Source organism: Veillonella parvula, assembly GCF_024461875.1.
Lineage (GTDB): Bacteria > Bacillota > Negativicutes > Veillonellales > Veillonellaceae > Veillonella > Veillonella parvula_I.
On record NZ_JANGAL010000002.1, the window covers coordinates 74,461 to 101,329 of the forward strand.

Here is a 26,869-nt window from a genome sequence, read left to right on the forward strand (position 1 = left end):
CATCAAGGAAAACTCCTCTTTTTTCTGAGGATTTATTACATTATAGCACAAATCGTACAGAATTATACAAATAAAAGAATATTATGCGTATATTAAAGAACCTGAGACGATTGATTTGTATTAAGTGTAGTAGTCAATTTAAAACCATCTAATATATCTATAAGTTCCTGAGTAGCAAGATTGCTAGTGGATGGACCAATCATTCGAGCTACTGCTACATTACCTTCATTGCCAAGAATAATTGTTGCGCCAAAGGATACTGGTTCCGCTACAGATGTATCAGATGTATTTGGATTTTTCATATGGCCCGCCAAATAGAACATCACATTACCGTCAATGATATGCGTTTCATAACGAGTAATCGTGGCCTTGTTCACATCAACCAATTGTTTAAGATAATAATCACCAAGCATCTGCTTAGCCATCATAGTTGGCATACCGGAGCTGACAGCTTGTACTGGAATTGTAAAGGACTCAATGTCAAGGCGTACATTATGTTTAGTAAAAGCAATCTTACCTTTTTCATTAAGACGAGTAAAACCTTTTGGATAGGTAAATTTGATACCTTCTGCAACACTGATATCGCTTGTGCCGGTTAATATTTTTTTTACCCCTTTAATAGCATTAAAACCGCGCTTATTGATCAATTCAAAGGATGGAATTGTATGCTCCATCAAACCTAGCTCCATAAACTCTGCACGAACAGGTGCATACGTACTAGACAAATTGTACCGATGAGTTGGATCTTTCTCCATGATAAATTCTGCTTCAAATACAGACTGAACCGGCTCTGTAGATGTCATATCTGCATAAGATTTTGGTGTACTCTTATCCCAGCGTGCGGAAACTGCACCTTTCTTAGCAAAGAACCCACCAACAATATCATTATGCTCAAAGTTATTGCTATGTTGGCGCCAGATATTTAAATACTCCTCATTAGACATGCCCTTAATAGGTACACCATACCAAGTCGTATTCCATTCTTTTTGAGATATTCCTTCTTGTGGTGTATTATTGCGCTTAGTAAAAGATACTGTATAGGAATCCTCTTGAGTAGGGCCCGCTAAATTGAAGGAATATCCTTGAATATGTTCGCTTTCACTACGCACATCCATATCTAACATAACGCCATCAGCTACACGCCAAGGAATCGAGAACATATAACCATTTTTGTAATCCTTCACCACCGTGTTCATCTTAGTAGCATAGGATTTGTATTGTTCTGGCAAAATAGATGCGGAATCCTTCTGAGATTCCACAATAGATAAAGGTGTATCAGGCGTCTTCTGTAAATCTTCTGCCATAATAGAAGTCGTTCCCAAAGCCATGACAGCTAAGGTTGCCGCAAATAAACGTAACTTCATAGAACCTCCTATAACATATTATCCAAGAACGCTTTCGTTCTTTCGTTCTGCGGATGACTAAAAATTTGTTCTGGTGTTCCTTCTTCTTGAATAACACCATCAGCCATAAAGATAACACGATCCGATACTTCACGAGCAAAGTTCATTTCATGAGTTACGATAATCATCGTCATGTGATCGTCCGCCAATTGTTTGATTGTCTTAAGAACCTCACCAGTAAGCTCAGGATCAAGAGCAGATGTGGGTTCATCAAAAAGCATGATTTCTGGATTCATCGCTAGCGCACGGGCAATAGCTACACGCTGTTGCTGACCGCCAGACAAGCGAGATGGATACATATCTCGTTTTTCCCATAATCCTACTTTATTGAGTAATTGCTCTGCAATCGGTGAGATTTCGTCATCTTTCATACCTTTTACCATACGTGGAGCAATCATAATATTATCTAATACCGTCATATGCGGGAACAAATTGAAAGATTGGAATACCATACCCATGCGGAGCAATAATTCATGCTGAGTTTGAGGAGAGGCGTATTTTACAACCCCATTTTCAGTACTAGCAAGAATCGTACCATCAACGGTAATAGAGCCTCCATCAATCGTTTCTAACTGACCCAAGCAGCGTAAAAATGTAGATTTACCAGAACCAGAAGGTCCGATAATAGAAACGATTTCGCCTCTATTCATTTTGAGCGACACATCGCGCAATACGGTTTGATTATTAAAGCGTTTTTCAATACGCTCCATATTTACAAATGTCATAAGTACCTCTTACATCGTCAGATTAAGTATATAATTAGCGTCTCAAGTAAAGATATCTCATCTACGAAATCGCATCTATAGACATCAAATAAAGGTATTCCACCTATAAAACTAGCTACACCATTACATACGACAAACTACCATAGAATTAGTTTAATCTTCGTATACAGCAAATCTTCGTTCTAAGTAGCTGAAGATATTCGTCAAAATAAAGGTAAAGATTAAGTAGAATAATGCTGCCACGAGGAATGCAGAAATATCAAAATCACGTTGTACGATAGATTTTGTAATACGCAAGATATCATTCATCGCCAATACATACACGAGAGATGTATCTTTCAATAAGTTAATTGTCTCATTCGCAAGAGGAGGCAATACACGTTTAAACATTTGTGGCAAGATGATCTTACGCATAGTTTGTGCATAGGTAAAACCAAGAACCTTTGCCCCTTCGTATTGACCACGAGAGATGGATTGAATACCACCGCGGAAAATTTCACATAAATAAGCTGCGTAGTTTAAGACGAAGGTAAGAACTGCTGCCGTCGCATCATCCATCTGAATGGCACCGTCTGTAATGATTGGCAAGGCATAATAGACGAATAAAATTTGTAGCATCAACGGTGTGCCACGCATCAAATACACGAAAGCATCAACAAGCTTATCTACTAAAGGCAATTTAGATAGACGTAACATAGCCATTAAAATGCCACCAGGAATAGATAAAATCCATACAATACAGAATAGCGATACGGTTACCTTTAAACCATCAGCGATGGTTGGGATAATCTGCAATAAATAATCTAACATGAAAGACTCCTTCAAAACACGACTAGAGAAGGGCCATCTGGCCGCTTCTCTAGTGTACATTTCGTTCTTTAATTATCAGTTGTACCTACTGACCATAGTACTATTAGTATATCACGAATTGTACTATTTAGCATCGCTCTTATCTAAGTCTGCGCCTGAGCCTAACCATTTTTCAGCAATTTTATCAGCAGTACCGTCTTTTTTCATTTCAGCTAAGATACCATTAATTTTGTCACGCAAAGCAGTATCATCTTTACGGAAACCAACAGCGAAATTATCAACGCCGTAGTCAGTACCTTCTACGATTTTGTATTTACCAGGTTCTTTTGTCATAAGATAACGAGCGATTACACCATCAGCAATAACCGCATCAACACGACCAATACCAAGATCCATAAATGCACTTACAAAATCCGCATAGGATTTTGTCTCCTTAACAGTCTTACCGCTTGGGTCGTTTTGCAATGCTGCTTCACCAGTACTAGCTTGTTGCACCCCTACTACCTTACCAGCTAAATCAGCTTTACCTTTAATGGAGTCATCGTCATTGCGAACAATGACGTATTGTTTATCCTTCATATATGTGTTAGAGAACAAAATATTTTTCTCGCGCTCAGGAGAAACTGTTAAGCCATTCCACAAAGCATCAATTTTTTTAGATTTTAGTTCCGCTTCTTTACTGGACCAGTCGATAGCTTTGAATTCTACATCCATGCCAGCACGTTTAGCTGCTTCTTTAGCCATGTCGATATCAAACCCGACGATTTCACCTTTTTCATCTTTAAAGCCCATTGGAGGGAAACTATCATCTAAACCGATAACAACTTTCTTAGGCAATTCTGTATTAGCCTTTTTAGTGTCACCACCACAACCTGTTACAAATGCCATCATAGATACAGCTGCAAGGCCAACGGCCATCATCTTTTTCCAATTCATAACTATCCTCCACGGCGATTATCGCCCATTTACTATTTAATAATACGTTCAATACAGATTTAGATTCCGTACTTAATGATTGTATTATACTTTAGTTCATTAAAGTTGTAAATAGTTAATTCGATGAATTTTACATTTTTTATTTTACAGACTCTCCACATATATAGTTTATGATTCTAGATTCATTTGCTTTATGTTTCTGTAGTCCTATATTTATATTTCTGTATACCTATATCGTATGACGCTACGTACTTATACTTTATGACTGCGTATGTTTATGAATGGCCTCAATCATCGCCATTTTATCCTTGTACGCCACCTGATGCAGATCAAGTGGTATCACATAAATTCCACCATGACCATTCATCGCTTGCAACTCGCGCCATTCCTCAGTGAATCCAATAATATGCTCATAATCAACAAAGACGAAATATTCATCCCCATAGAACAAACTGTGAAAGTATTCTTTCACAGAAAAAGGCCTACGTTTTAACACGAGGCCCTTTTCACAGATAAAAGCTTGACTTTCACCTAATCTATGAAGGGTCCATAATATCACGAGCAACAATAGATAATACCATACACGTTCCGCCCAGTCTGAGGGCATATATTTTACAATCAACGCACACGCAACTAGACCGATGATGCGACCGGTCCACTGTATACCGCGATGTATTTCTAAGCTCTGTTGTACGGCACCTGATGAAAAGCGTTCCATCGCCTCTTGTTTCGTCATGGTTTACCTCACAAATTGAAAGTCTACTATATGATTTTATTTACGGCACAAGCCCATAGCTTGCTCTACTTTACGATACATTTGACTCGCTTTAGCATGAGCCTTAGCAGCCCCTTCATCGAGGATTACATCCAGTTCAGGGCTTGTAATCAATTCATTGTAACGTTGTTGAATTGGCTCAAGGGTTGCTACTAATAAATCGGCAATATCGGATTTAAATACACCGTAACCTTTACCCGCGTACATTTCTTCGATAGCTTCGTAGCTGTCTTTTGTAATAGCACGGTAAATTCCCATCAAGTTAGAGATGCCAGGTTTATTTTCTTTATCATAGCGAACCGCATTATCAGAATCAGTTTGAGCTCGTTTCAACTTTTTCACGATTAAATCTGGTGCATCCAAAAGACGGATTGTAGCATTTTGGTTATCATCAGATTTACTCATTTTCTTAGTTGGTTCTTGCAAGCTCATAACGCGAGCGCCACCTTCGCCGACCTTGATATCAGGTACTACAAAAGTTTCACCGAATCTACGGTTAAAACGCTCTGCTAAATTGCGAGTCAACTCGAGATGTTGCTTTTGGTCTTCCCCTACAGGAACATAATTCGTACCATATAGCAAAATATCTGCCGCCATCAACGGTGGATACGTAAGCAATGCTGTAGGAATAGAGTCACCTTGCTTTTGAGACTTATCTTTGTACTGAGTCATACGCTCTAATTCGCCAACATAGCTAATAGATTGCATAACCCAACCGAGCTTAACATGCTCAGGCACTTCGGATTGTACGAACAATGTTACCTTTTTAGGATTGAGACCAACAGCGAGGTACAACGCCGCCAAATTACGAGTATTTTGGAATAGCTCTTTTGGATCTTGCGGTACAGTAATCGCATGTTGGTTAACGATGCAATAATAACACTCATCAGTATCTTGATAGTCTAAAAAATTACGTAAAGCCCCCAAATAGTTACCAAGTGTTAACTCCCCACTTGGTTGGATGCCGGAAAATATAACTGCCATAATAGTCTCCCTATATTGAAATAAACCAACAGTGCCGAAGCACTGTTGGTTATATATATTATTCTACGGTTACAGATTTAGCCAAGTTACGTGGCTTGTCTACGTCTGCACCACGAGTAATCGCTGCGTAGTACGCCAATAATTGCAATGGTACAACCGCTAAGATTGGAGCGATGAATTTATTTGCACGAGGCACATAGATTGTGTGGTCAACGTGTTTAGATAATTCTTCGTCACCTTTCATACCGATGCCGATTACGATAGCTTCACGCGCTTTTACTTCGCGGATGTTGCTGATCATCTTGTCATAAACATCCTCTTGTGTAGCCAATGCGATAACAGGTACGCCCTCTTCAATAAGAGCCAATGTACCATGTTTCAATTCGCCACCTGCATATGCTTCAGCGTGGATGTAAGAAATCTCTTTCAATTTCAAAGCCCCTTCCATCGCTACTGCGTAGTCGATAGCACGACCCAAGAAGAACGCATCAGATTTGAAGCCATAATGTTTTGCAAAGGCTTTCATATCTTCGTCTACTTCAAAGATTTCATGAATCAAGGATGGTAAGTTTTTAACGCCGTTAAGAATTTCTTCGCCTACAGCTGGATTCATTTTGCCGTTTAATTGGCCAAGGTATACAGCGAACAACAAGCCTGCTACTAATTGAGTAGTGTACGCTTTTGTGGACGCTACAGAAATTTCAGGACCAGCCCATGTGTAAACTTTGTTATCCGCTTCACGAGAAATGCTGGAACCAACAACATTGGTAATAGCCAAGGATTTGGCACCAAGGCGTTTAGCTTCCTTCAAGGCCGCCAATGTATCGGATGTTTCACCGGATTGGCTGATAACGATACATAATGTTTTATCATCAGTCAACGGGTTGCTGTAACGATATTCAGATGCGATTTCCACATCAACTGGAATACGCGCCAAGTTTTCAATATATTGTTTTGTTACAAGCCCTGCATGGTATGCAGTACCGCATGCAACGATGAGAATTTTATTGAAAGCTGCCACATCTTCAGCAGTCCAATTCAACTCATCAAAGATAGCTGTCTTACCGTCTTCAGAAATATGTGTACCAAATGTATCACGAACAGCCTTAGGTTGGTCATGAATTTCTTTCAACATAAAATGTTCATAACCGCCTTTTTCTGCTGCTTCAGCGTTCCAATTTACATGGAATACCTCTTTATCAACAGGTTTGCCTTCACGGTCAAATACGGATACATTATCGCGAGTTACGATAGCTAATTCACCATCGCTCAAGATGTATGTATCGCGTGTGTAGTTAATGATAGCTGGAATATCGGATGCTACAAAGTTTTCCCCTTTGCCGAGGCCGATAACCAAAGGGTTTTCTTTCTTTGTACAAATGATTTTATCCGGTTCATCGGCACAGATGATTTCGAGAGCATACGCACCGTCTACACGATTCAGCATACGACGAACAGTACCGACAAAATCACCATCGTACATGTCCTCCAATAAATGTGCAACCACCTCTGTATCCGTTTCAGATTTGAAATGATATCCTTTTGCGATGAGTTCCTCTTTTAAAGGCATATAGTTTTCAATAATACCGTTATGTACAACGGCAAATTTACCATCTTCAGATGCATGAGGATGCGCATTCATATCGGATGGACGACCATGTGTAGCCCAACGAGTATGTCCGATACCTACAGTTCCTTCATTAGGATCCGCTTTCACGATAGTCTCTAAATTGGAGAGACGGCCTACCTTTTTTTGAATTTTAATAACATTTTCAGGACCGATGACAGCAATACCTGCAGAGTCATAACCACGGTATTCTAACTTTGCCATACCGTCCAACAAGAAATCAGATGCTTGATTAAAGCCAATGTATCCTACGATACCGCACATGAGTATATCCTCCTATAACTGGGGGTATTTCTAGCCCCAGCAAAAACTAAGGCTAACTAATTAATGTTCTAGATTAATATTCTATTTAATGTATTAATTATTAATTCAATACAATTCATTCAGATATACTTTGTCCCCATCGTTACCGATGGGCTTTTTAATACCTGTTACGACATGAATATGCCGGAAGAGCATCCGCTGATGACTCGATCACTCTTCACCTCGTCTACCCTAACGACTGCCTTCGCGGGTACTTGCGCTATTCGCCTTTACGAATTTGGAATTCCTTTCTATGATATACGGCAGAATCAGTACAAAATAAAATATGTACTGAGGTATATTATACTAGAAAAATCGATAAAAAGTAAACCACCACAGATAAGTCAAAAGGAATAAAAAAGATTGTTTCTATGCTTCACATCCTTTTCATTGTAAGAAATTATACTTCTATCATTCTAAATTTTACGCAATTAGATTTTGTTGTATTTTCAAAATGTATGTATATAATTTGGGAGATATTAATCATGAATAAAACAACTATAAAGAAACAACATAAAACTAAAAAGAATAGCTTATCATATAGAAAATTACGTCGTTGGGTGTTACCTGCAGTCCTTGGTGCCGCTTTATCGACATTAGCAGTTATCCCAACATTAGCTGCAGAGACTCAAACTAATACCAACGTAGCAGTTGTAACCACAACAGAACAAACTAAAACAGTACCATCTGCACAAGGAAGCACACCTCCAACCGGTGCACCTCACGGCAAACCACCTGCCGGTCATGTCCCTACAGGCACGTCTAACCAAATACCTCCAAATGGGAATCCTCCTTCTGGCACTCCTAACGGTATGCCTCCAACAGCTATGCAGAATGGAGCCCCTAATGGAATGGCACCACAAGTTGAAGTAGATCCTAGTACTTTTAAAGGCACAACTATCGCTACAGAAAACAAATCCATTGCTCACGAATCGATGACAAACACAACGGCCGATCAGAATGCTTTCATCGGTAAAAATAAAGCGGTAATTGATATTGAAAATAGCGTTTTCGATAAAACAGGCGACACTACAAGCGATGACAACAGCAATTTCCGTGGTCAAAATGCAGTAGTCCTCGGTATCGAGGGGAGCCAAATCAATATTAAAGGCAGTAATATTACATCTAACTCTAAAGGCTCTAACGCAGTCTTTGCCACTGGTGAAGGTTCTGTTATCAACGTAGAAAATACTAATATTCACACCAAAAGCGATTCCTCTCGTGGTTTAGATGCTACTTACAAAGGTACGGTAAATGGCAAAAACCTAACTATCACCACTGAAGGGGCTCACTCTGCTACACTTGCTACAGATCGCGGAGAAGGCACTATCACCACAGAAGCAGCCAAACTTACGACATCTGGCGAAGGCAGTCCTGTTATCTACTCCACGGGTAATATTATAGTGAACAATGTCAACGGCATAGCGAATAACAGTGAAATTGGCGTCGTAGAAGGTAAAAATTCTATTACCCTTACGAACTCCAATGTAACAGGCTACAAAGATAATGGTTTCATGCTATATCAAAGCTTCTCTGGTGATGCTGAAAACGGTATTGCTCGCCTGAAAGCAGAGAATAATACACTTACAACTCACGCTACAGGTGCGTTCCTCTATGTAAACAACACTACTGCTGAAGTAGACCTTTCTAACAATGCCATCTCTATGCCGAACACTTCTACCTTAGTGAAAGCAGCTGCCGACTCCCGTTGGGGAAAAACTGGTGAGAACGGCGGTCATCTTACACTCCGCACATCTAACCAAGAACTAAGTGGTAATATTATGGCTGATTCAATCAGTACCATCGCTCTAGACATGACAAATGGATCTAGTCTTGTAGGTGCTGTAAACACAGACAACACGGCTAAAGAAGTAACTGTGAAACTCAGCAAAGACTCCAATTGGATACTCACTGGCGACAGCTATGTAAAATCCTTGAACAACGAAGATACCACAGGCAGTAACATTCACTCAAATGGATATAAACTCGTTGTGGCTGAAAAATAATAATAAAAGCACTACTTTGAATTATTCCAATCCAAAGTAGTGCTATTCTTTTTCAATCAAAACTATAAAACTTCAACTATATAAATATTCTTTAGCCCTATCACTATGAAGTTAGCGTATTATAAGTTATGAGTTAAACAGTCTATTAAATAGCAGCCATATATAGGCCACAGTTTTAATTCAACCATAGGCTTGTAGTTTTCATCTTTAATTTTATGTTCCAACAAATTTAGATTCTCTAAATCATCTTCCCAGCTTTTGATATAGTCCTGCTTTTCTTCTTCGCTATCAAAGTCTTCGTCTATTTTTGCATTTTCAATGCATGCCAATAGTTCATTTCGTTGTTTATCGACTTCACGATCGAACATATCATGTTGCTTCATAGTCCAAAGGCCAAAGTAATACGGACCGTCACTTAAATCGCAGTCAGATTTAGCCTTTTCACATTCATCTAAAAATAGGCCATACTCATCTAATATATAATAGGCGTCAATGATATCTAACTCAAAAACTTCATCATTACTTAAATGATATGCTACATCGCCTCCAAGCTTAATTTGCTTCAAACAATCAAGGGCTTGCTTTTTATTACCTAAATACACATCACAATAAGCAATACAAACTAGTAACCTCATCCTATTTGGATAGCTTTTTAATAACTCTTCAAAAATGACCTTTGCTTTCTCATATTGCTTAAGCTCAAATAAACACACTGCATAGCCAAAGTTCATTTCATAATCGTTCGATACTATTATTCCCCTTTCAAAAGCACGTAAACTTTTCTTTAAGTCCTCTGCAGAACCTTTCTCTCTATAAGCTGAAAAATGATATAAAGCCAACCCTCTGTAAGTCTCTATATATGGAGAATTTAGCTTTACAGCTGCATATAGATAGTCATATTCTTTTATATTCCCCTCATCGTTATAATAAAAAGCCAAATTAGTGTAAACTCTTGCTTTTTCAGTATCACTCAGTTCTTCTATATATTTTCTGAGAAACTCTTCCAATAGTTGTATTGAATTTTCTTCATGCCTCAACACCTGTTCAACAGTTGCTAAAGCACATACCACATCCACATCATGCGGATGTTCATGCATCAAACCATGCAAGTAAGTTCCGAAACGCTCTGCATATTCCTTTAATACATTATAATCACTAAATATAGATACCTTATAATTAGTTTTATATTCTGTTTTTAGATTTTGCCAATACTCTCTTATAGCAAGTTTCATATTACACCTTTACTATCATCGAACATATTTTAGACCATATGTTTATAATAACATAAGTTATTACTTATATACTTTTGTGCTTATAATAACGCCGTTCATATAAATTCAAACTATACAAAAAGATTTCCTTTAGCCTCTATCTAATTCTAATTGCATAAAAATAACCCTCTATTAAATATTCTAAAAATGAATAAAATATCTAATAGAGAGTTATGTTACTTGGACAAAATAAAACCTAACTATATTATGCTCTATCAATAGAAATTAAAGCCGCATTTTTTGCATGTATCAATGTAGTATCAAATAAAGGTATATCCGTATCATCTTGTTTAATAAGTAGCCCAATTTCAGTGCAGCCTAAGATAACACCTTGTACACCAGATTTTACCAAATCACCAATAATATCTAAGTATTGTTGTTTAGATTCATTAGAAATAACACCTAAACACAATTCATTATATATAATATCATTCACAAGTTCGACTTGATCTTCGTTAGGTATAACAACATGAATCCCCCGATTTTCCAAGATACATTTATAAAAATCTTGTTGCATCGTGTACTTGGTACCGAGTAGACCTACCTTTGTAATACCTGATTTTTCCAACTCTACTGCAGTCATTTCCGCAATATGAAGAAGTGGAATGTGAATATGTCTTTTTATTTCATCCGCTACTTTATGCATTGTATTCGTGCATATAACAATATAATCAGCACCAGCCTTTTCTAAAGATTGAGCAGCATCGGATAAAATTTCAGCACTTCTGACCCAATCTCCATTTGCTTGACACTTTTCTATCTCTTCAAAATCGACACTATATAAAATACATTTTGCTGAATGTAAGCCGCCCAAAACTTGCTTAATAGTTTCATTCAAGACTTGGTAATACGTAATCGTACTTTCCCAGCTCATTCCCCCAATTAAACCTATTGTTTTCATAATTTCACCCTCTAAGCTTAGAATAAACCAAAATAAAAAGATTATTCATTATGATTATTCAATTTTAAATATCACTCATCTCTAAACCTCCTATATACGATCCTGCAGTGACTTTACGTAGGACGGAGCAAAGGGACATATATAGGAGGGGATACCTTTAATATCAAATTGTAGAATGGATTCACAATTATTAAAATCCATAGGATTAATCTCAGTAAAGATGGTTCCTCGCAGTGGATTTTGCTTCGCAAAATCTTACGCTCGGAACAAAGTGATGTGTGGGCTTCATCGTCGCAGGCTCCTCTGCCGCCTCACACCCTACTTTTATTCAGCCAACCCTTGTTCTCTACCGATAATATCAGCAATTTCTTGGCACAGGGATTGTAGTTCTTCTTGGTTAGGCCCTTCAGCCATGACACGGATGAGTGGTTCTGTCCCGGATGCACGTACTAAAACGCGACCTTCATCACTAAGTTCTCCTTCAGCTGTTACGATAGCAGCTTTGATGAGGTCATTATCTTCCCAGCCAGTTTTTGTAGCTACACGAACATTTACAAGAACTTGTGGGTATTTTGTCATAATGCCGGCCAACTCAGAAAGAGGTTGCTTTTTCTCCTTCATAAGAGCTGCCACTTGAACAGCTGTTAACATGCCGTCACCAGTGGTGTTGTGATCTAAAAAGATTACGTGACCAGATTGTTCACCACCAACGGAAAGATTATGTTCACGCATATATTCCAATACATATCGATCACCAACAGCAGTAGAAACCGTTTTCATACCAAGTTCTTCTGCTGCTTTATGGAATCCGATATTACTCATAACGGTACCAACTATGGTATCACCTTTAAGTTTGCCTTCTTCTTTTAACTTAAGGGCGCATAGCAACATGATTTGATCACCATCGAGGACTTGACCTTTTTCATCAACCAATAAACAGCGGTCAGCATCGCCATCATTAGCAATACCAAGGTCTGCATTATGTTGTTGTACGGCTACTTGTAAACCTTCAATATGTGTGGAACCACAATGATGATTGATATTCAAACCATCTGGATTCACATTAATATTGATGACTTTAGCTCCTAATCCAGACAAAATTTCCGGACCTACACTGGACGCTGCGCCATTAGCGCCATCATAAACGATAGTCAACCCTTCAAGGGACGTATCGATTGTGTGACGTACAAAATGAGCATATAAATGAGCCAAGTTACTATTAAACTCAATTTTACCTATACCATCCCCTGTAGGACGTGCTAATTCATTATCTGCACTTTGACGAACATATTTTTCCAATTCATCTTCCACTTCATCAGGTAATTTATAGCCATTGCTATCAAAGAATTTAATGCCATTATCTGGATATGGATTATGAGATGCAGAAATAACAGCACCCGCATCAAACCCTTGTTGACGTACAAGGTACGCTACTGCTGGAGTTGGGATAACGCCTGCAATCACTACATTACCGCCAACAGAACAAATGCCCGCTGCTAATGCACTTTCAAGCATAGAACCAGAAATTCGCGTATCGCGCCCAATCAAGAACGTAGGATGTTCCTTTTCCTTACCAAAATGCGTTCCTGCCGCACGACCTAAATGATAGGCTAATTCCGGCGTTAAAAACTCATTAACAACACCACGTACACCATCTGTACCAAATAAACGAGCCATAATTATCCTCCTCTAAGGATTTGTGAAAGTTTCACAAGTCTATATATCTACCGTGTGTATCATTTCAATAATTACTGTTGTGTATTATATCATAATATAGAAAGCATACCTACTATAAAGTCACATCTATATTACATAAATAGTATGAATCTATACTGTAATTCAATCCATCAGTATAATCCCCACTATTTAGGTTTTGCGTATTTTGCCATACATAAAATGGCCGTTTCCGCGCCATCAAGGGCAGCACTCATAATGCCCCCTGCATAGCCAGCCCCCTCACCCATAGGATAGAAACCTCCTACAGTAGGAGAAATGCGTTCTTCATTGCGTCCCATACGAAGCGGTGCAGAGGTACGCGTTTCAACACCTGTCATGCATACCGCAGGATCATCAAACCCTCGGATACGACGGCCCCAGTATGGCAAGGCACGCTCTAATACGGATGTAACGAATGATGGCAAGCAATCATGTAAATCGCAATTCACGACACCTGGCTCGTAGCTATATATACTTTTTTGTACACTAGATGCTTGTGAAAGCCCTAAAAACTGCCCTACTGTTTGTGCAGGCGCATGGAAGTTAGAACCGCCCAACTCATAGGCCTTGCGTTCCCATTCTCGTTGAAATGAAACGCCATCTAATGGATGAGTACCAAAGTCATCTGGACCTACGTTGACTACGATAGCACTATTAGCAACACCGCTGTCCCGAGCGTATAAACTCATGCCATTTACGACAACGCCACCTTCTTCAGAGGCAGATGCTACTACTTGACCTCCTGGGCACATACAGAAGCTATATGCAGTACGGCCTGATTCTTTATCGTGGTACACGAGAGAATATTCCGCTGCACCGAGACCCAAGCTAGATGGTTCTACACCATATTGGGACTCATCAATTACAGTCTGATCATGCTCAATACGAACACCGATAGCAAATGGTTTTGCCGTCATTTCCACATTGCGTTTATAAAGCATTTCATATGTATCACGCGCACTATGACCTACACCAGATAAAACAACAGTCGTATCAATACGCTCACTACCATTAACTTCAACGCCTACAATACGGTCATTTTCAATAAACAAATCTGTTACCTTCGCACCGAAGCGGACTTCACCACCCCATTCGATGATGCGTTCACGCATGGCTTTTACCATAGTACGCAATTTATCTGTACCTACGTGAGGTTTATGTTTATATAATATTTCTTCAGGCGCACCAAACTCAACAAAGTATTTAGATATCTCATGTAAACGCGGATGGGTAATGCGAGTTGTCAACTTACCATCGGAAAAAGTTCCTGCGCCGCCTTCCCCAAATTGTACATTGGACTCAGGCTTAAATATGCCCTTTTTCCAAAATGTTTCTACATCATGACTACGTGTATCTACATCTTGACCGCGTTCAAGCACGATTGGGCGATAGCCTTCACGAGCTAAGTAAAAGGCTGCAAGCATCCCCGCAGGGCCAAAGCCCATAACAACAGGACGATGTGCTAATGGTACAGACCCAAAAACAATAGGTTCTGGATCCTCTGCAGCAAATACAGATACATCCTTTTCTTTACCAAGTTTTTTCATGACTTGAGCTTCATTATGAACCTCAATGAATAGGGTATATACAAAAACAATATTTGGTTTCTTACGGGCATCTACGGCACGTCGAACAACATGAATCGTTTCGATAGCACCACGTAACGGGGGATATCTCTTTTCTACAATACTTTTGATATCCGACTTAACCGTAACAGCCACGCGGAGATTTATTATTCTAATCATATCTTTCCTATTAAAGCCTCCCTTTTAGGTGAGCCTACTTCTTTAATCTTTGACCAAAATTCTTTACCACTTGACCAGTAAAAAAAATAGTCATACATCTTTATTATACAACACTACTATAAAAGCTAATATATAAATCATAAAAAGGCCCTAATAGAGAAATATTCGCTCTATTAGGGTCTTTGTCGCAAGATTTCAAAGCCTCACAAAAAACTTATCATCCATTAAGTACTTTCTTTTGTATTTCTACTTTCACCCGTACCGTTGTAGTATTGCTATTAACTCCATTCGGTAATACTAAATTATAGTTACCCTGTACAGTTTCAGTAGCACCCGATACATCGATAGGTTCCGTTTGTATTTCTGTAACGGAATCAATCATTTCTTCACGACCTGTAACTGTTAATTGCGTTGGTGTAGCAGACGTGGATTTAACTTCATAACCTTCTGCTACTGTACCAACAGTCGGAACAGTAATAGGAACCGCCTTTTCTTTACGTAATAAGTTAAGTTCATATTGTGCTTGGCCTTGGTTTGGATTAATATGTACATCCAGTACATTACCTGCCGTATCCCAAGCTTCTAAAGTACTAACAGCGCTAAAGTTCTTCGTTTGACCAGCCACATTGACTTTCATCACAACCTTGCTCACTGCATTAACTTGTTGCTTACGACCAGAAACAGTTACCTCTTTCGGCACAATCGTTACCGATTTCAAAGCAATATCATCAGAGAACTTGCCGATTGGAACTATTTCAACAGGAATCGTTTTCTCTGCATATTCATCAACATTGATGGTGATGGTATCTGGTTTAACCTCTACAAGATTCATTCCTGCAGGAGGCGTAAAATTAATAGTTACATTATTTTGACCTGGTTTTACACCAGATGCATCAATATAAGCCCGTAAATTATCTGATTTCATAGACATAATGGTATCACGTGGGCCAGCCAGAACAACACGGACCGCATCTGGTGCATCTTCTATGATATAGCCAGAATTGAGATTTTGAACCTGTACAGGTATTATGTAGGTTACTTCCATCACAGGGTTCTGATCGCGCATAATAAAGAACCACATGACGATAGCTGCTAACAAGGATAATAATTTAGCAGGCCAATTGCGTTTCAAATGAATCATCATTTATTTGCCCTCCATTTCCACATACTAGTAATGGTTTGACGAGGGCGTTCCATAAAGGTACGCAATGCCTCTTTAATTTGATCCTCTGGTAAATGGCGATAAATATGACCGCCATATGTATAAGAAATGGTCCCTGTTTCCTCACTAACAACGACTACGACAGCGTCAGTTTGCTCAGACAAGCCAATAGCTGCACGGTGACGTGTACCTAGTTCAGTACTCAATGTGCGGTCCTCAGTCAACGGTAACAAACAGCCCGCTGCACGAATTCGCCCATCACGAATAATCAAGGCCCCATCATGAAGCGGTGTACTAGGAACAAAGATATTTTTAATCAACTCGCGGCTCAATACAGCATCGATAAGAATACCAGTATCTACAAAGTCATTGAGACCTACTTCACGTTCAAAAACGATAAGTGCCCCCGTATGTTCGCGAGACATAACGCGAGCCGCAGCCATCACTTCATTAATGGCCATATCCATTTCTTCTTCGTTTACATTTTGTGCCTTGCTGAAGATTCGTCCACGCCCCAATTGTTCTAGAGCACGACGCAATTCTGGTTGGAATACAACGGGTAACGCAAAGAGAAGAACGGTCATACTTTGTTGCAAAATCCAGTTGATAACGTATAGATTTAACAGATGACTCAATAAATTTAAAATTGCCAACATAACGAGACCTTTTAAAAGAGAAACGGCCCGTGTATCTTTAAGCAATTTATATAAATAGTAAATACCAATAGCAACGATTATGATATCAACGATATCAAGAAGCCTAAAGGTATGTATAAGTGCGTCAATATGCATAAAAATAGCTCCTTATACAAAATAATAAGGTACAATCAATTCTTTGACTGTACCTTATATTTTAACTCATTTTGAGAGTACTGTAAATTTATAAACAAACGCTGAATGAGATTTTTATTAGATGTTTTGTGTTTCAATCCAAACATCCATTTGGCCCCCACAAACCATGCCTTCTTTAACAGCTACGTCATCATCGAGATGAACATCGATACGACGGTGAGCTTCTTTTTTATTCAAAGAGTCCACCGCACTTAGGCGGATTTCATTTTCCGCACGGCCACCGCCGATAGTACCAAAAATAGATCCATCAGGAAATACAACCATAGATGTACCAGCTTTACGAGGTGTGGATCCACAGGTATATAAAATAGTGGCTACTGCTAAGGTTTCGTTTTTACGTTCACTAAGGTATTCAATAAACTCACGATTCATGGATCACTCTACCTTTCCGCAATGAGCCGCCTTTTTTACCACGCACCACTGCCAAATATTCACTAACGATAGATAATGCAATTTCCTCAGGCGTTTGAGCTCCTAAATCTAGACCAATAGGCGCATATACCATATCTAACTCATCTTGAGTCCATCCTTGCTCACGCAACACTTCAAAAGCATGATGGATGCGTTTTTGGCTGCCCATAACGCCCATATAGGTAGGCAAGTACCCTCGTAATTGTTCTAAGCATATATTATCGTACTCATGAGCACGTGTCACAATGATAAAACCAGTATATTCATCAAGAGGTAAATCGTTCTTGAAGTTTTCTAAAGGTAAGCACTTACGTGTAACACGTTCATCAAAGAATTCAGGCACTACATATTCTGGACGGTCATCTACGACTGTAACGCGACAGCCAATAAACAACAGCAAATCTGTAATAGCTCGGCTAACATGACCTGCACCTAATACGAGAACTGACGGATCATTTTCTACAGGTTGTACGAAACACTCCATTTCGCCTACCATACAGAGAGAATTTAGTTTTGCTTTATCTACAGTAAATCCTTCAATAGGAGTTCCGTATAGAACCCTTCCATCTTCAGCATAAATAGTCTTATCCCCTTGACGAGGACCGGATAGAACAGTAACCATCACAGTAGTTTCAGTAACCTGTAGACGATCTTTCATCACATCATAAATTGTTTCCATCTAGATTCCTTTCATAATCCCAAGCGGTAACAGCCTCTAATACACCTCCACCGACAGCAAGGGATTTATCTGAAATACTATAGCAATGAGACTCTTCACAACGAGCATCCACATCAGCCAACTTAAAATGATCTGATACGATGAGCCCACTTTTTAAAATGCCTCGTAGAATACCTGTAATTTTCGCTCTTACTGGTTCTTCATCAACATAACCAATTACTTCATTAGCTTGTACAGAATCCCCAATATGACGTTTTGCTGTAAATAGTCCAGCCTTTGGAGAATGAATAACGCGCTCATGAGTGTAGCCACCTACATTTCCAGGGATACCTGTATTAGGTTGAGCTGATCCATCATAGATACAGCGACCTAATGAATGACCACGCATCGTTTCAATGACCACATCTACATCTTCTCCAGCAGTAAATCCAGGGCCCACACCGATAACGAGCTCTGCATCATCCCGTTTTGTACCAAGATTCTTTTTACTCAAAATAGCATCGACTACAATCTCTGGTTTTAAAGTGTCCAATAATTCCTCATATGAGCTAGTGACAACGGGGATGATTTCCTGTGCCAATGTATCCTTCACTTCATTAAGAGACACATGACGAGCAACAAAACGTTCCAAAATCATTTCTCCACGATGAACCGCATTACCGTAACATACTTCGCGGCGAATCATTGTAGGAATAGCTATTTCACTAATTACAACGGGATAGCCCGCCCGTCTCAATCTATATACAGCGCCGGAAGCAATGTCTCCGCCTCCACGCATGAGTACCAATGGTTTCATAATGCCTCACTTTCACGATGTTTCAAACGCTCAAAATCATCGGGTGTATCGATATCGTCGCCAATATCATCACTAATCCATAATTTCACAACATGGGCTTTACCATCACCATGAATAATGGTCTTACCCCCTTGATCCCCTTGAATCTGTTGTAAATAATCAAACCAATGAGAACCAAAGAGAACGGGATTTCCCGAGTGATAATTTGCCCCATAATGTGGAACGACGATAGTTTTCGGATGAAAGTTTTCATTAAACGCACGAATGACCTCGTGTACAACAGCACTCGTCAAAAGTGGTTGATCTCCTACTGAACAGAGAATACCGTCTAGCGATATAGGCGCCGTATTCACCAAATGATGTACTCCCAGCGCTATGGATACGCCTTGCCCCAGTTCAGGATGGTCATTTCGAAGGGCTTCAAAACCATAGCTTGTGACAATAGGTTCTAGTTTCTCATGATCATCACCAGTAACTGCCACAAAAGGTAGCTTACACGATACAGTAGAAGCTACCTGTCCACCCCATCCACCTTGAAGAGCCCCACAGACCGCATCTAGAACAGTCTTGCCACGCCAGGGTAAGAGCTGCTTATTACATCCCATACGCTTGGATTGCCCTCCCACAAGGAGGACAATGCCAATATGCAAAGGATGACGGTCTATGGGGTCTCTCATGGGACTAAAAGCGGTGTTACAATTTGCTTTCACATTAGTCATGAGTACCTACCGACATTGAATAATGCGACGGATTTCACAACTTGCTTTATATCCATCAGCCAAAATGATAGCCGTAATATCACTATCAACAATATGATCAATAAAATCATCGATAATGCGATGTTGCACTGTTTCATAACCAGTACAGAATAATATTTTCTTACCTTTACTGTATTGGAATAAACCTTGCCTATGCAAAACAAGATCAGCCAACATACGAGGAGTTACAATAGCCCCCATATCACGTTTTACAATATCTTGAACAAGCTCGATATTATGTACGTGCTCATCATCTAACGGGGCCCCTAGCATTTGTAGATTCACGAGGCCAATCGTAGTCTTTGTAAGAGATGGAATGATAGGTTCGGTCGTCTTAGGTGCCTTGAGCCATTTTTCCTTCGCCCCATCTGCTTCTACAACAATTTGCCAATTGGGATGTAACTTGGATAAACCATCGATAAGATCACAATCTAAGGAGTCTACTTTTGTTCCTGTAATTCCAGTGAACCACGCACCACAATAGCCATGTAAAAGTCGGTCAGTACAATACTCATCAGCTTCATTAATATTATGAGTATAAATCGGTTCATAATGAGCCACCTGAGACTCATAAAGTCGAGTCGTAGTCGTAACTACGATGGGCTGACCTTTCAGCCGTCCATATTCTACTAGTTTTGAAAGCACAGTCGTTTTACCGCCTGCCCCAACAAGGGCAACGATTCCCGGCTGAATCAATCGATTCCAATAGGATGTTTGTGATGTCATAGAACCAGGCCTCCTTAGAAAGTAAAAGGAACTAGAAATCTCTATACTTTATATTTCTCGTCCATAGCCATAAATACCTTCTCAGGTGTCATAGGTAATGTACGAATATCCGCACCAACTGCATTTTTAATGGCATGTTGAATAGCAGGGCACCCCGTATTGATGACAACCTCACCAATAGATTTAGCTCCGAAGCCACCTGTAGGCTCGTAAGATTCTACAAAGTCTGTATGTAATTCACCAATATCCTGACGGGTTGGGATTTTATAAGTCATAAGATTGTTTGTTTCCAAGCGACCATTGTTAGAATAGCGTACATCTTCATATAAAGCCATGCCGATAGCTTGTACTACACCACCCTCAACTTGAACGCGAGCCAATTTAGGATTGATAACAGTACCACAATCAACACAAGAATAGAAATGAAGAGGAATAACCTTACCTGTTTGTTTATCTACCTTCACCTCAGCAATAGATGCCATAAATGGAGGTGGGGATGTATGACTCCCCCATGTAGCAAAACCAGACAATTGCTCCGCATTAACACCAACTAATAATTTTGGTGCCAATTGATGGATATCCATTGTTTTAGCACCATCTTTTGTGGTAGCTACAACGCCGTCAAAGTCAACGTTTTCAACGTCAGTTTCAAAGAAATGAGCGAATTTAGCAATAATCTTAGTGCGCAATTCTTCTGCCGCCATCTTAGCAGCAGTACCTGTTACATAGGTTGTACTAGATGCGTAAGACCCTGGATCGAATGGTACGATATCTGTATCTGATTCAATAACAGTCATATATTCCATAGGACAGCCGATTACTTCACAGGCCATTTGAGTCAATACGGTATTAGACCCCATGCCCATATCAGAAGACCCAGTATACAATGTATAATTACCATCGTCACCAAGGCGAATTTCAACAGATGCCACATCTATATTTGCGACACCAGAGCCTTGTAATGCTAAAGCCATGCCCAGTCCACCGCGATAGCGTTCATCGATATCCCAAGAATGAGGGCGTTCATCCCAACGAGCCATTTCTTTTACCCGATTTACAGTATCTTGGAAAAGACCAGAATCAAGATATTCATCTGGAGCATATACTAAGCTTTGTTCACCTTCCGCTATTAAGTTCTTCTGACGTAACTCAGCTGGATCAATCCCCATCTTATCAGCTAACTGGTTTACTGCACATTCTAATGGCCACAATGCTTCTGTTGCACCATACCCACGGAAAGCACCACCCGGAGTTTGATTAGTATACACACCTTCTGTACCATAATGAACAGCAGTCACTTTGTTGTACAAAGGTACAGATTTATGTTCACCAGCCGTTGTAGTAGTGAAGCAATGAGTTGCATGTGCACCAGCGGCTGTGATGGAGTCCATATCAATAACTTTAATAATGCCATCTTTTGTAGCACCAACACGGATTTTCCATTCACGAGCATGACGTGTAGTGGAGCAAGTTTGTGCTTCTGTACGATCGTATAAGAGATAACAAGGTTTTTTCAATGTCCACGCTACAAAAGCCGTCATAATTTCTGTACAAGCCGTTTGTTTAGAGCCGAAACCGCCGCCGATACGAGGCTTAATTACGCGGACTTTTGTAGCCGGAATACCGAGTGCACGAGCGATGTGACGGCGTACATGGAATACGATTTGCGTAGAGGATACGATAACTACACGACCAAGCGCATCTATATATCCAAAGCTTTGGAATGGTTCCATCGCTGTTTGACGTGTGGCCTGGTCAAAGTATGTACCTTCTGCCACGTAATCACATTTAGCAAGTTCTGCCTCCACATCTCCTACCCGTTTGTGATAGGATACGCAAATATTGCGTTTGTAATCTTGTCCTACAGGGATATTATTGTGAATATCATCTTCAGGATGTACTATAGTTTCATGGTCGATAGCAGTGTGCATATCAAGTACAGGTTTTTGTACTTCGTACTCAACCTTGATAAGCGCCATTGCTTTGAGCGCTGTAGCCTCATCTTTTGCTACGATAAGAGCTACTTCGTCTCCAACATAGCGAACTACAGGGTCCAAGATGAGTGCATCATAAGCGGATGGCTCTGGATACGTTTGACCTGCTAATGTGAATCGCGTATTAGGCACATCTTCATAAGTAAAAATAGCTTCTACGCCAGGGATCAATTTGGCTTTAGATGTATCAATAGATTTGATGCGCGCCTGAGCATGAGGGCTACGAAGAGCCTTAATAACGAGCGCATCTTTGGGAACAAAATCGCCAGTATAAGACGGTTTACCAGACAAAATACCTTTGGAGTCAACTTTGTCATAGGACTTACCAATATGCTTGTTCATCATTATAGGCCTCCTTCTAAGAATTTACGAACTCCTCGAAGTTGTGATTCATAACCAGTACAGCGACATAAGTTACCTATGAGGTATTCGCGAATCTCATCATCGCTAGCCTTTGGATTTTTGCGTTTCAAATTAATAGCACTCATCATCATGCCAGTTGTACAAAAACCACACTGATCTGCGCCTTCACTTGCGATACAAGCCGCTAATAATTCAGCTTCCTCTTGTAAGCCTTCTAATGTAGTAATTTTATGGCCTGGCGCACGAAATGTAGGGTATGCACAGGACAAAATAATTTCGTCATCCACCCATACAGTGCAAAGGCCACAGTTTGTAGTATCACAGCCACAGCGCACACTGTAATAGCCAAGATTACGCAATGTATCTAGCAACATCTCATCAGTTGGCACATTAACAGTTACATTTTTGTTATTAATATTAAGTACGAGTTCCATTATTGTGCCACCTCCTTAGCTAAGCGTTGAACCATTGCTTTTACCATTTCCATGCGATATTCTTTAGACGCATGAGAGTTAGATTGATACACTAGTTCTTCAGATGCCAATTGCCCTGCCTCTTTTGCAGCAGATAATCCTTTTTCTGAAAGCAAGGCACTTGCTTTAACAGCTAATTGAGGTACACCAGGTCTTGTACCGATATACAATTCAACCCCTTTTTCATCATGGCGAAGAGCACCTGTCAATAACGGGAAATCACCACGAGAAATGCGAAGGGCTTCAACAGCTACAGGTACATCTACTTTAGGGATGCGAATCTCCACGAGAATATCACGTTCTCTATATGTCATATAATCTTGCATGGACATACGACCGCCTTTGAAGGTAACGATGTCTGCATGCACTGCCAATAGCGCAGGGATGATATCAGAGAAGCCAAACTTACTTGCTACAGAACCGCCCATGGTAGCAGTATTTCTAAATTGAACGCCAAGAATCTCCTTAACGCCTTTAACTACGGCACCGCCGCAGAATTGTTGTAAAGGCTCAAAGCGTTCCACATCTCCTTGTGTCGCCATAGCGCCAATTACAAACTCCTTATCTTCTTCACGAACATAACGCAAATCAAGACTCGCCATATCAATCACTGATGGCCAAGTACGTCGTCCTAGACGCAGCCAACAGCCGCCTGCTAGCATAGGAGCAGTTTTGTTCTTTGTGGCTAATTCATAAGCCTCTTCCACCGTCTTCGGTTGTAATACTTTCATAAATGCTAACATAATCTGTCCTCTCAATGGTATACTAATACTAACAGAATTACGGTGCTAACTATAAAAATACAGTTCTCACCAAACTACAAACTTAACAAAAACTATAGAATCTCGTGCATTTCTTATACTTTTATTTTACCAATTATTTACCACTAAATCTACGATGAATGATATAAATTTACAGGAAATTTGCAAAGAATTACATATTTATGAATTTGGAATTGCCTCATGGCCACTACCTGAACAGGCCAAAACTATTTTATTTGAAAGCAACCCATGCCCCTTTACTACGGCAGATGTGGAGGCAAGACTACTAGGAACGACTCGGTTTATGCCCAAAAGTGCCATCGTTTGTCTATTCCCGTACCATGTACAACACAATGGCCATACCAATCTATCGCGCTATACATGGTCAACAGATTATCACCTGGTCATTAATGAATATTTAGAACGTCTTATTGAAAGATTACAAATAATTGATGACTCGGCTCAGTTCTCCATTCATTGCGACACCTCTCCTTTAGCAGATCGGTACATGGCCTACTTAGCAGGTCTCGGCTTTTACGGAAAGAACAACTGTTTTATCAGCCCTAAATGGGGTTCTTATGTCGTTATTGGTACGATTTTAACAACACTAGAACTCAAACCAAATGCCCCTCTTGAGCAGTCCTGTATAGGATGCAATCGTTGTATTACAGCATGCTTAGGCCAATGTTTGGGCCATGACGAATTTAAATTCGCGACTTGTAAAAGCTACTTAACTCAGAAAAAAGGAGAACTTACCGATGAAGAGGAACAGATTCTCGCTAAAACACCACTCGTATTTGGTTGTGATGTGTGCCAAGAGGTGTGTCCTCACAACAAAGATATTCCAACTACGCCAATCCCAGAATTCCAACAGATAAAACCGTATATCAATATAGACGAACTAGAAACACTAACGAACAAAGAATTCAAAGCAAAATACGGTCATCGAGCCTTCTCGTGGCGAGGTAAAAAAATACTAATGAGAAATCAAGAGATTATAGATAGAAAAAATAAACTATAATATTCAATAAGGCATAATAATTAACAAATACGCTTATAATAATAATTATTATTAAACAAACTAACAAAAATTTGATAAAGCATTAGCAACATAATCTACAAATCTTTAGAATCAAAAGAGACGGCCCAAATGAACTATACCTTCAAAATTGTGTCCAATTTTTGGGGTACAGTTCAAGAAGTCGTCTCTTTTAGTAGTTATTTAATTTCGTAATAGTTCAACTCATCCAAACTTTTACCAAGAGCAGGAATATATATTTCAAGAAACATATCTACCTCAGGCATATTTAGAGTTTTCAACTTGGCTAAGATAGAGTCATGTGCCTCTTTAAACTCATCATTCCCTGCCTTGAGCTCTTTGACGCATTTCATATAGGCTGAAATTGTATCAGCAGCCTTAACAAGAGGCCATTCTGGACTAGTCTCTGCATCAACAAGTATAGGCTTATAAACAGATTGTAACCGGTCTGGCAAGGTTGATAGCATTTTTTCTTGCGCCAAAGTTTCAACCTCACCATACAGTTCACGCAACTTTGGATCAAAATACTTGATTGGTGTCGGCATATCTCCTGTAAAGATTTCACTCACCTCATGATACATGGCTATGACAGCTACCTTATTAATATCTACATTTCCACCGAAGTATTCATTTTTTATAGCTCCCAAATTGTGGGCTACCATAGCCACTTCAAGGCTATGTTCTTGAATATTTTCTATTTCCGTATTTCGCATGAGGCTCCATCGATTGATAAAGCGCATGCGTTTTAAAAATGCAAAAAATGAACTCATATATCCCCCATTACACAATAGGTCCTTAAATTACCCCACGGAGTTTAAAGCCATAATCAAGGAATTGCACCGCTTCATCCCAACGGTTATCATCGTTTAACATGACTACAATCATAGTATGGCCCTTACGTGTGGCAGACGCAATCAAACATTCTCCTGCTGCATTTGTAAAACCTGTTTTCAAACCATTTGCGCCAGGATATTTGTTGCGAATGAAGTGGTTTGTAGTACGAATTGTTTCTGGTGCACGGTTTTGGTACGGCACCTTATAGTAATCATTGGCAACCTTATCACGGAACATTTGGTATTTCATACCGTACGCGGCAATCATCGCTAAATCACGAGCCGTAGAATGGTGACCCTTTTGTGTTAATCCATGAGGATTCAAGAATACACTATTCTTTGCCCCCGCTTTTGCAGCAATGCGAGTCATATCCTTAGCAAATTTATCTACAGAACCACTTACATTTTCGGCTACTACAACAGCCGCATCATTACCACTAGCAACCATCATACCTTCAAGAACACCTTCCAATGTAATCTGATCGCCTACGCGAACCCCAAGGTTTGATTCTTCCATGCTCGTTGCATAGCTACTTATAGTAGCTAATTCATCAAGCTGTGTGCCCTTTAATTCTAAGGCAGTTAACAAGGTGACCATTTTTGTAGTACTAGCTGGATGCATCCACTTATCTGGGTTCTTTGCAAATAAAATTTCTTTTGTATCTGCATCAATGAGGACTACGGCCTCACCAACAGTAGAAGGGGGGGCAATGTATGCAGCTTGAGCAACACTAGCACCTATAAATATGATTCCTATAAAAGTTATGGCCAATACCAATTTCTTATAAAACATATAAATATTCGTCGTTAAAAGTGTCATC

General features: G+C 39.7%; 25 protein-coding genes. 2 read left to right on the forward strand and 23 right to left on the reverse strand.

Translation table 11 applies throughout. From position 1 onward, the window contains the following. Positions 1-92: 92 nt before the first annotated feature. From NE668_RS04580 to glmS, 7 genes are all read right to left on the reverse strand, one after another. Positions 93-1,364 (reverse strand): hypothetical protein, encoded by a 1,272-nt coding sequence (locus NE668_RS04580; protein WP_227037748.1) that lies wholly within the window; start codon positions 1,362-1,364, stop codon positions 93-95. 8 nt (positions 1,365-1,372) lie between these two features. Then, the gene (locus NE668_RS04585; RefSeq protein ID WP_077708072.1) at positions 1,373-2,128 is read right to left on the reverse strand and encodes an amino acid ABC transporter ATP-binding protein; all 756 of its coding nucleotides are present in this window, start codon (positions 2,126-2,128) and stop codon (positions 1,373-1,375) included. Positions 2,129-2,281: 153 nt separating this feature from the next. Continuing rightward, the gene (locus NE668_RS04590; RefSeq protein ID WP_227037746.1) at positions 2,282-2,938 is read right to left on the reverse strand and encodes an amino acid ABC transporter permease; all 657 of its coding nucleotides are present in this window, start codon (positions 2,936-2,938) and stop codon (positions 2,282-2,284) included. A gap of 123 nt (positions 2,939-3,061) precedes the next feature. Continuing rightward, positions 3,062-3,874, reverse strand: coding sequence for an amino acid ABC transporter substrate-binding protein (locus tag NE668_RS04595; RefSeq protein WP_012863876.1), 813 nt, complete (start codon positions 3,872-3,874; stop codon positions 3,062-3,064). Between the two features lie 259 nt (positions 3,875-4,133). After that, positions 4,134-4,610, reverse strand: coding sequence for a hypothetical protein (locus NE668_RS04600; RefSeq protein ID WP_008602920.1), 477 nt, complete (start codon positions 4,608-4,610; stop codon positions 4,134-4,136). Between the two features lie 36 nt (positions 4,611-4,646). Then, complete coding sequence (gene trpS / locus NE668_RS04605; RefSeq protein WP_227037745.1) at positions 4,647-5,633, reverse strand: tryptophan--tRNA ligase; 987 nt, start codon at positions 5,631-5,633, stop codon at positions 4,647-4,649. Positions 5,634-5,691: 58 nt separating this feature from the next. After that, entirely contained in the window at positions 5,692-7,524 is a 1,833-nt protein-coding gene (gene glmS, locus NE668_RS04610; RefSeq protein WP_227037743.1) for a glutamine--fructose-6-phosphate transaminase (isomerizing), read from the reverse strand. A gap of 524 nt (positions 7,525-8,048) precedes the next feature. Between glmS and NE668_RS04615 the strand changes: the two genes are divergently transcribed. Continuing rightward, positions 8,049-9,569 carry a hypothetical protein gene (locus tag NE668_RS04615; protein WP_118091033.1) on the forward strand — a complete coding sequence of 507 codons (1,521 nt, stop codon included), beginning with the start codon at positions 8,049-8,051 and terminating at the stop codon, positions 9,567-9,569. A 119-nt stretch (positions 9,570-9,688) separates the two neighbouring features. Here NE668_RS04615 and NE668_RS04620 read toward each other — a convergent pair whose 3' ends face one another. The 14 genes from NE668_RS04620 to NE668_RS04685 form a co-directional block, all read right to left on the reverse strand. Then, positions 9,689-10,801 carry a tetratricopeptide repeat protein gene (locus tag NE668_RS04620; protein WP_004697854.1) on the reverse strand — a complete coding sequence of 371 codons (1,113 nt, stop codon included), beginning with the start codon at positions 10,799-10,801 and terminating at the stop codon, positions 9,689-9,691. A gap of 244 nt (positions 10,802-11,045) precedes the next feature. Then, entirely contained in the window at positions 11,046-11,741 is a 696-nt protein-coding gene (locus NE668_RS04625; protein WP_004697879.1) for an aspartate/glutamate racemase family protein, read from the reverse strand. 324 nt (positions 11,742-12,065) lie between these two features. Further along, positions 12,066-13,418 (reverse strand): phosphoglucosamine mutase, encoded by a 1,353-nt coding sequence (gene glmM / locus NE668_RS04630; RefSeq protein WP_227037741.1) that lies wholly within the window; start codon positions 13,416-13,418, stop codon positions 12,066-12,068. A 185-nt stretch (positions 13,419-13,603) separates the two neighbouring features. After that, positions 13,604-15,202 carry an NAD(P)/FAD-dependent oxidoreductase gene (locus NE668_RS04635; protein WP_227037739.1) on the reverse strand — a complete coding sequence of 533 codons (1,599 nt, stop codon included), beginning with the start codon at positions 15,200-15,202 and terminating at the stop codon, positions 13,604-13,606. A gap of 217 nt (positions 15,203-15,419) precedes the next feature. Continuing rightward, complete coding sequence (locus tag NE668_RS04640; RefSeq protein WP_227037737.1) at positions 15,420-16,346, reverse strand: CdaR family protein; 927 nt, start codon at positions 16,344-16,346, stop codon at positions 15,420-15,422. After that, positions 16,343-17,155, reverse strand: coding sequence for a diadenylate cyclase CdaA (cdaA, locus tag NE668_RS04645; RefSeq protein ID WP_004697909.1), 813 nt, complete (start codon positions 17,153-17,155; stop codon positions 16,343-16,345). The genes NE668_RS04640 and cdaA overlap by 4 nt, the downstream gene beginning before the upstream one ends. 117 nt (positions 17,156-17,272) lie before the next feature. Next, the gene (locus NE668_RS04650) at positions 17,273-17,587 is read right to left on the reverse strand and encodes an XdhC family protein (RefSeq protein WP_004693881.1); all 315 of its coding nucleotides are present in this window, start codon (positions 17,585-17,587) and stop codon (positions 17,273-17,275) included. Further along, positions 17,577-18,305 carry an XdhC family protein gene (locus tag NE668_RS04655; RefSeq protein WP_004697774.1) on the reverse strand — a complete coding sequence of 243 codons (729 nt, stop codon included), beginning with the start codon at positions 18,303-18,305 and terminating at the stop codon, positions 17,577-17,579. The genes NE668_RS04650 and NE668_RS04655 overlap by 11 nt, the downstream gene beginning before the upstream one ends. Beyond that, a complete protein-coding gene (gene yqeB, locus NE668_RS04660) occupies positions 18,289-19,101 on the reverse strand; it encodes a selenium-dependent molybdenum cofactor biosynthesis protein YqeB (RefSeq protein ID WP_004697675.1) in 813 nt (270 codons plus the stop codon). Before yqeB ends, NE668_RS04655 begins: the two co-directional genes overlap by 17 nt. Beyond that, positions 19,098-19,820 carry a nucleotidyltransferase family protein gene (locus tag NE668_RS04665; RefSeq protein WP_004697919.1) on the reverse strand — a complete coding sequence of 241 codons (723 nt, stop codon included), beginning with the start codon at positions 19,818-19,820 and terminating at the stop codon, positions 19,098-19,100. The genes yqeB and NE668_RS04665 overlap by 4 nt, the downstream gene beginning before the upstream one ends. 6 nt (positions 19,821-19,826) lie before the next feature. Beyond that, a complete protein-coding gene (gene yqeC, locus NE668_RS04670) occupies positions 19,827-20,585 on the reverse strand; it encodes a selenium cofactor biosynthesis protein YqeC (protein WP_004697856.1) in 759 nt (252 codons plus the stop codon). Between the two features lie 41 nt (positions 20,586-20,626). Beyond that, positions 20,627-22,924 (reverse strand): xanthine dehydrogenase family protein molybdopterin-binding subunit, encoded by a 2,298-nt coding sequence (locus NE668_RS04675; RefSeq protein ID WP_227037733.1) that lies wholly within the window; start codon positions 22,922-22,924, stop codon positions 20,627-20,629. After that, entirely contained in the window at positions 22,924-23,376 is a 453-nt protein-coding gene (locus NE668_RS04680; RefSeq protein ID WP_004693892.1) for a (2Fe-2S)-binding protein, read from the reverse strand. Before NE668_RS04680 ends, NE668_RS04675 begins: the two co-directional genes overlap by 1 nt. Then, the gene (locus NE668_RS04685) at positions 23,376-24,158 is read right to left on the reverse strand and encodes an FAD binding domain-containing protein (RefSeq protein ID WP_221741368.1); all 783 of its coding nucleotides are present in this window, start codon (positions 24,156-24,158) and stop codon (positions 23,376-23,378) included. Before NE668_RS04685 ends, NE668_RS04680 begins: the two co-directional genes overlap by 1 nt. Before the next feature lie 154 nt (positions 24,159-24,312). Here NE668_RS04685 and NE668_RS04690 point away from each other — a divergent pair, with 154 nt between their 5' ends. Further along, positions 24,313-25,197 (forward strand): epoxyqueuosine reductase, encoded by an 885-nt coding sequence (locus NE668_RS04690; protein WP_155086350.1) that lies wholly within the window; start codon positions 24,313-24,315, stop codon positions 25,195-25,197. 197 nt (positions 25,198-25,394) lie between these two features. On the opposite strand, the gene yfbR is transcribed toward NE668_RS04690, so the two are convergent. Both yfbR and NE668_RS04700 read right to left on the reverse strand, forming a co-directional pair. Then, positions 25,395-25,985, reverse strand: a complete 591-nt coding sequence (yfbR, locus tag NE668_RS04695) for a 5'-deoxynucleotidase (protein ID WP_155086349.1) — start codon at positions 25,983-25,985, stop codon at positions 25,395-25,397. A gap of 25 nt (positions 25,986-26,010) precedes the next feature. Beyond that, positions 26,011-26,868: a D-alanyl-D-alanine carboxypeptidase family protein gene (locus NE668_RS04700; protein WP_042986344.1), complete on the reverse strand. Its 858-nt coding sequence runs from the start codon at positions 26,866-26,868 to the stop codon at positions 26,011-26,013. Position 26,869: the final 1 nt, after the last annotated feature.

Coding starts and splice junctions, on each gene's coding strand:
- NE668_RS04580 (WP_227037748.1), bottom strand. CDS start 1,364: ATGAAGTTACGTTTATTTGCGGCAACCTTAGCTGTCATGGCTTTGGGA.
- NE668_RS04585 (WP_077708072.1), bottom strand. CDS start 2,128: ATGACATTTGTAAATATGGAGCGTATTGAAAAACGCTTTAATAATCAA.
- NE668_RS04590 (WP_227037746.1), bottom strand. CDS start 2,938: ATGTTAGATTATTTATTGCAGATTATCCCAACCATCGCTGATGGTTTA.
- NE668_RS04595 (WP_012863876.1), bottom strand. CDS start 3,874: ATGAATTGGAAAAAGATGATGGCCGTTGGCCTTGCAGCTGTATCTATG.
- NE668_RS04600 (WP_008602920.1), bottom strand. CDS start 4,610: ATGACGAAACAAGAGGCGATGGAACGCTTTTCATCAGGTGCCGTACAA.
- trpS (WP_227037745.1), bottom strand. CDS start 5,633: ATGGCAGTTATATTTTCCGGCATCCAACCAAGTGGGGAGTTAACACTT.
- glmS (WP_227037743.1), bottom strand. CDS start 7,524: ATGTGCGGTATCGTAGGATACATTGGCTTTAATCAAGCATCTGATTTC.
- NE668_RS04615 (WP_118091033.1), top strand. CDS start 8,049: ATGAATAAAACAACTATAAAGAAACAACATAAAACTAAAAAGAATAGC.
- NE668_RS04620 (WP_004697854.1), bottom strand. CDS start 10,801: ATGAAACTTGCTATAAGAGAGTATTGGCAAAATCTAAAAACAGAATAT.
- NE668_RS04625 (WP_004697879.1), bottom strand. CDS start 11,741: ATGAAAACAATAGGTTTAATTGGGGGAATGAGCTGGGAAAGTACGATT.
- glmM (WP_227037741.1), bottom strand. CDS start 13,418: ATGGCTCGTTTATTTGGTACAGATGGTGTACGTGGTGTTGTTAATGAG.
- NE668_RS04635 (WP_227037739.1), bottom strand. CDS start 15,202: ATGATTAGAATAATAAATCTCCGCGTGGCTGTTACGGTTAAGTCGGAT.
- NE668_RS04640 (WP_227037737.1), bottom strand. CDS start 16,346: ATGATGATTCATTTGAAACGCAATTGGCCTGCTAAATTATTATCCTTG.
- cdaA (WP_004697909.1), bottom strand. CDS start 17,155: ATGCATATTGACGCACTTATACATACCTTTAGGCTTCTTGATATCGTT.
- NE668_RS04650 (WP_004693881.1), bottom strand. CDS start 17,587: ATGAATCGTGAGTTTATTGAATACCTTAGTGAACGTAAAAACGAAACC.
- NE668_RS04655 (WP_004697774.1), bottom strand. CDS start 18,305: ATGGAAACAATTTATGATGTGATGAAAGATCGTCTACAGGTTACTGAA.
- yqeB (WP_004697675.1), bottom strand. CDS start 19,101: ATGAAACCATTGGTACTCATGCGTGGAGGCGGAGACATTGCTTCCGGC.
- NE668_RS04665 (WP_004697919.1), bottom strand. CDS start 19,820: ATGACTAATGTGAAAGCAAATTGTAACACCGCTTTTAGTCCCATGAGA.
- yqeC (WP_004697856.1), bottom strand. CDS start 20,585: ATGACATCACAAACATCCTATTGGAATCGATTGATTCAGCCGGGAATC.
- NE668_RS04675 (WP_227037733.1), bottom strand. CDS start 22,924: ATGATGAACAAGCATATTGGTAAGTCCTATGACAAAGTTGACTCCAAA.
- NE668_RS04680 (WP_004693892.1), bottom strand. CDS start 23,376: ATGGAACTCGTACTTAATATTAATAACAAAAATGTAACTGTTAATGTG.
- NE668_RS04685 (WP_221741368.1), bottom strand. CDS start 24,158: ATGTTAGCATTTATGAAAGTATTACAACCGAAGACGGTGGAAGAGGCT.
- NE668_RS04690 (WP_155086350.1), top strand. CDS start 24,313: ATGAATGATATAAATTTACAGGAAATTTGCAAAGAATTACATATTTAT.
- yfbR (WP_155086349.1), bottom strand. CDS start 25,985: ATGAGTTCATTTTTTGCATTTTTAAAACGCATGCGCTTTATCAATCGA.
- NE668_RS04700 (WP_042986344.1), bottom strand. CDS start 26,868: ATGACACTTTTAACGACGAATATTTATATGTTTTATAAGAAATTGGTA.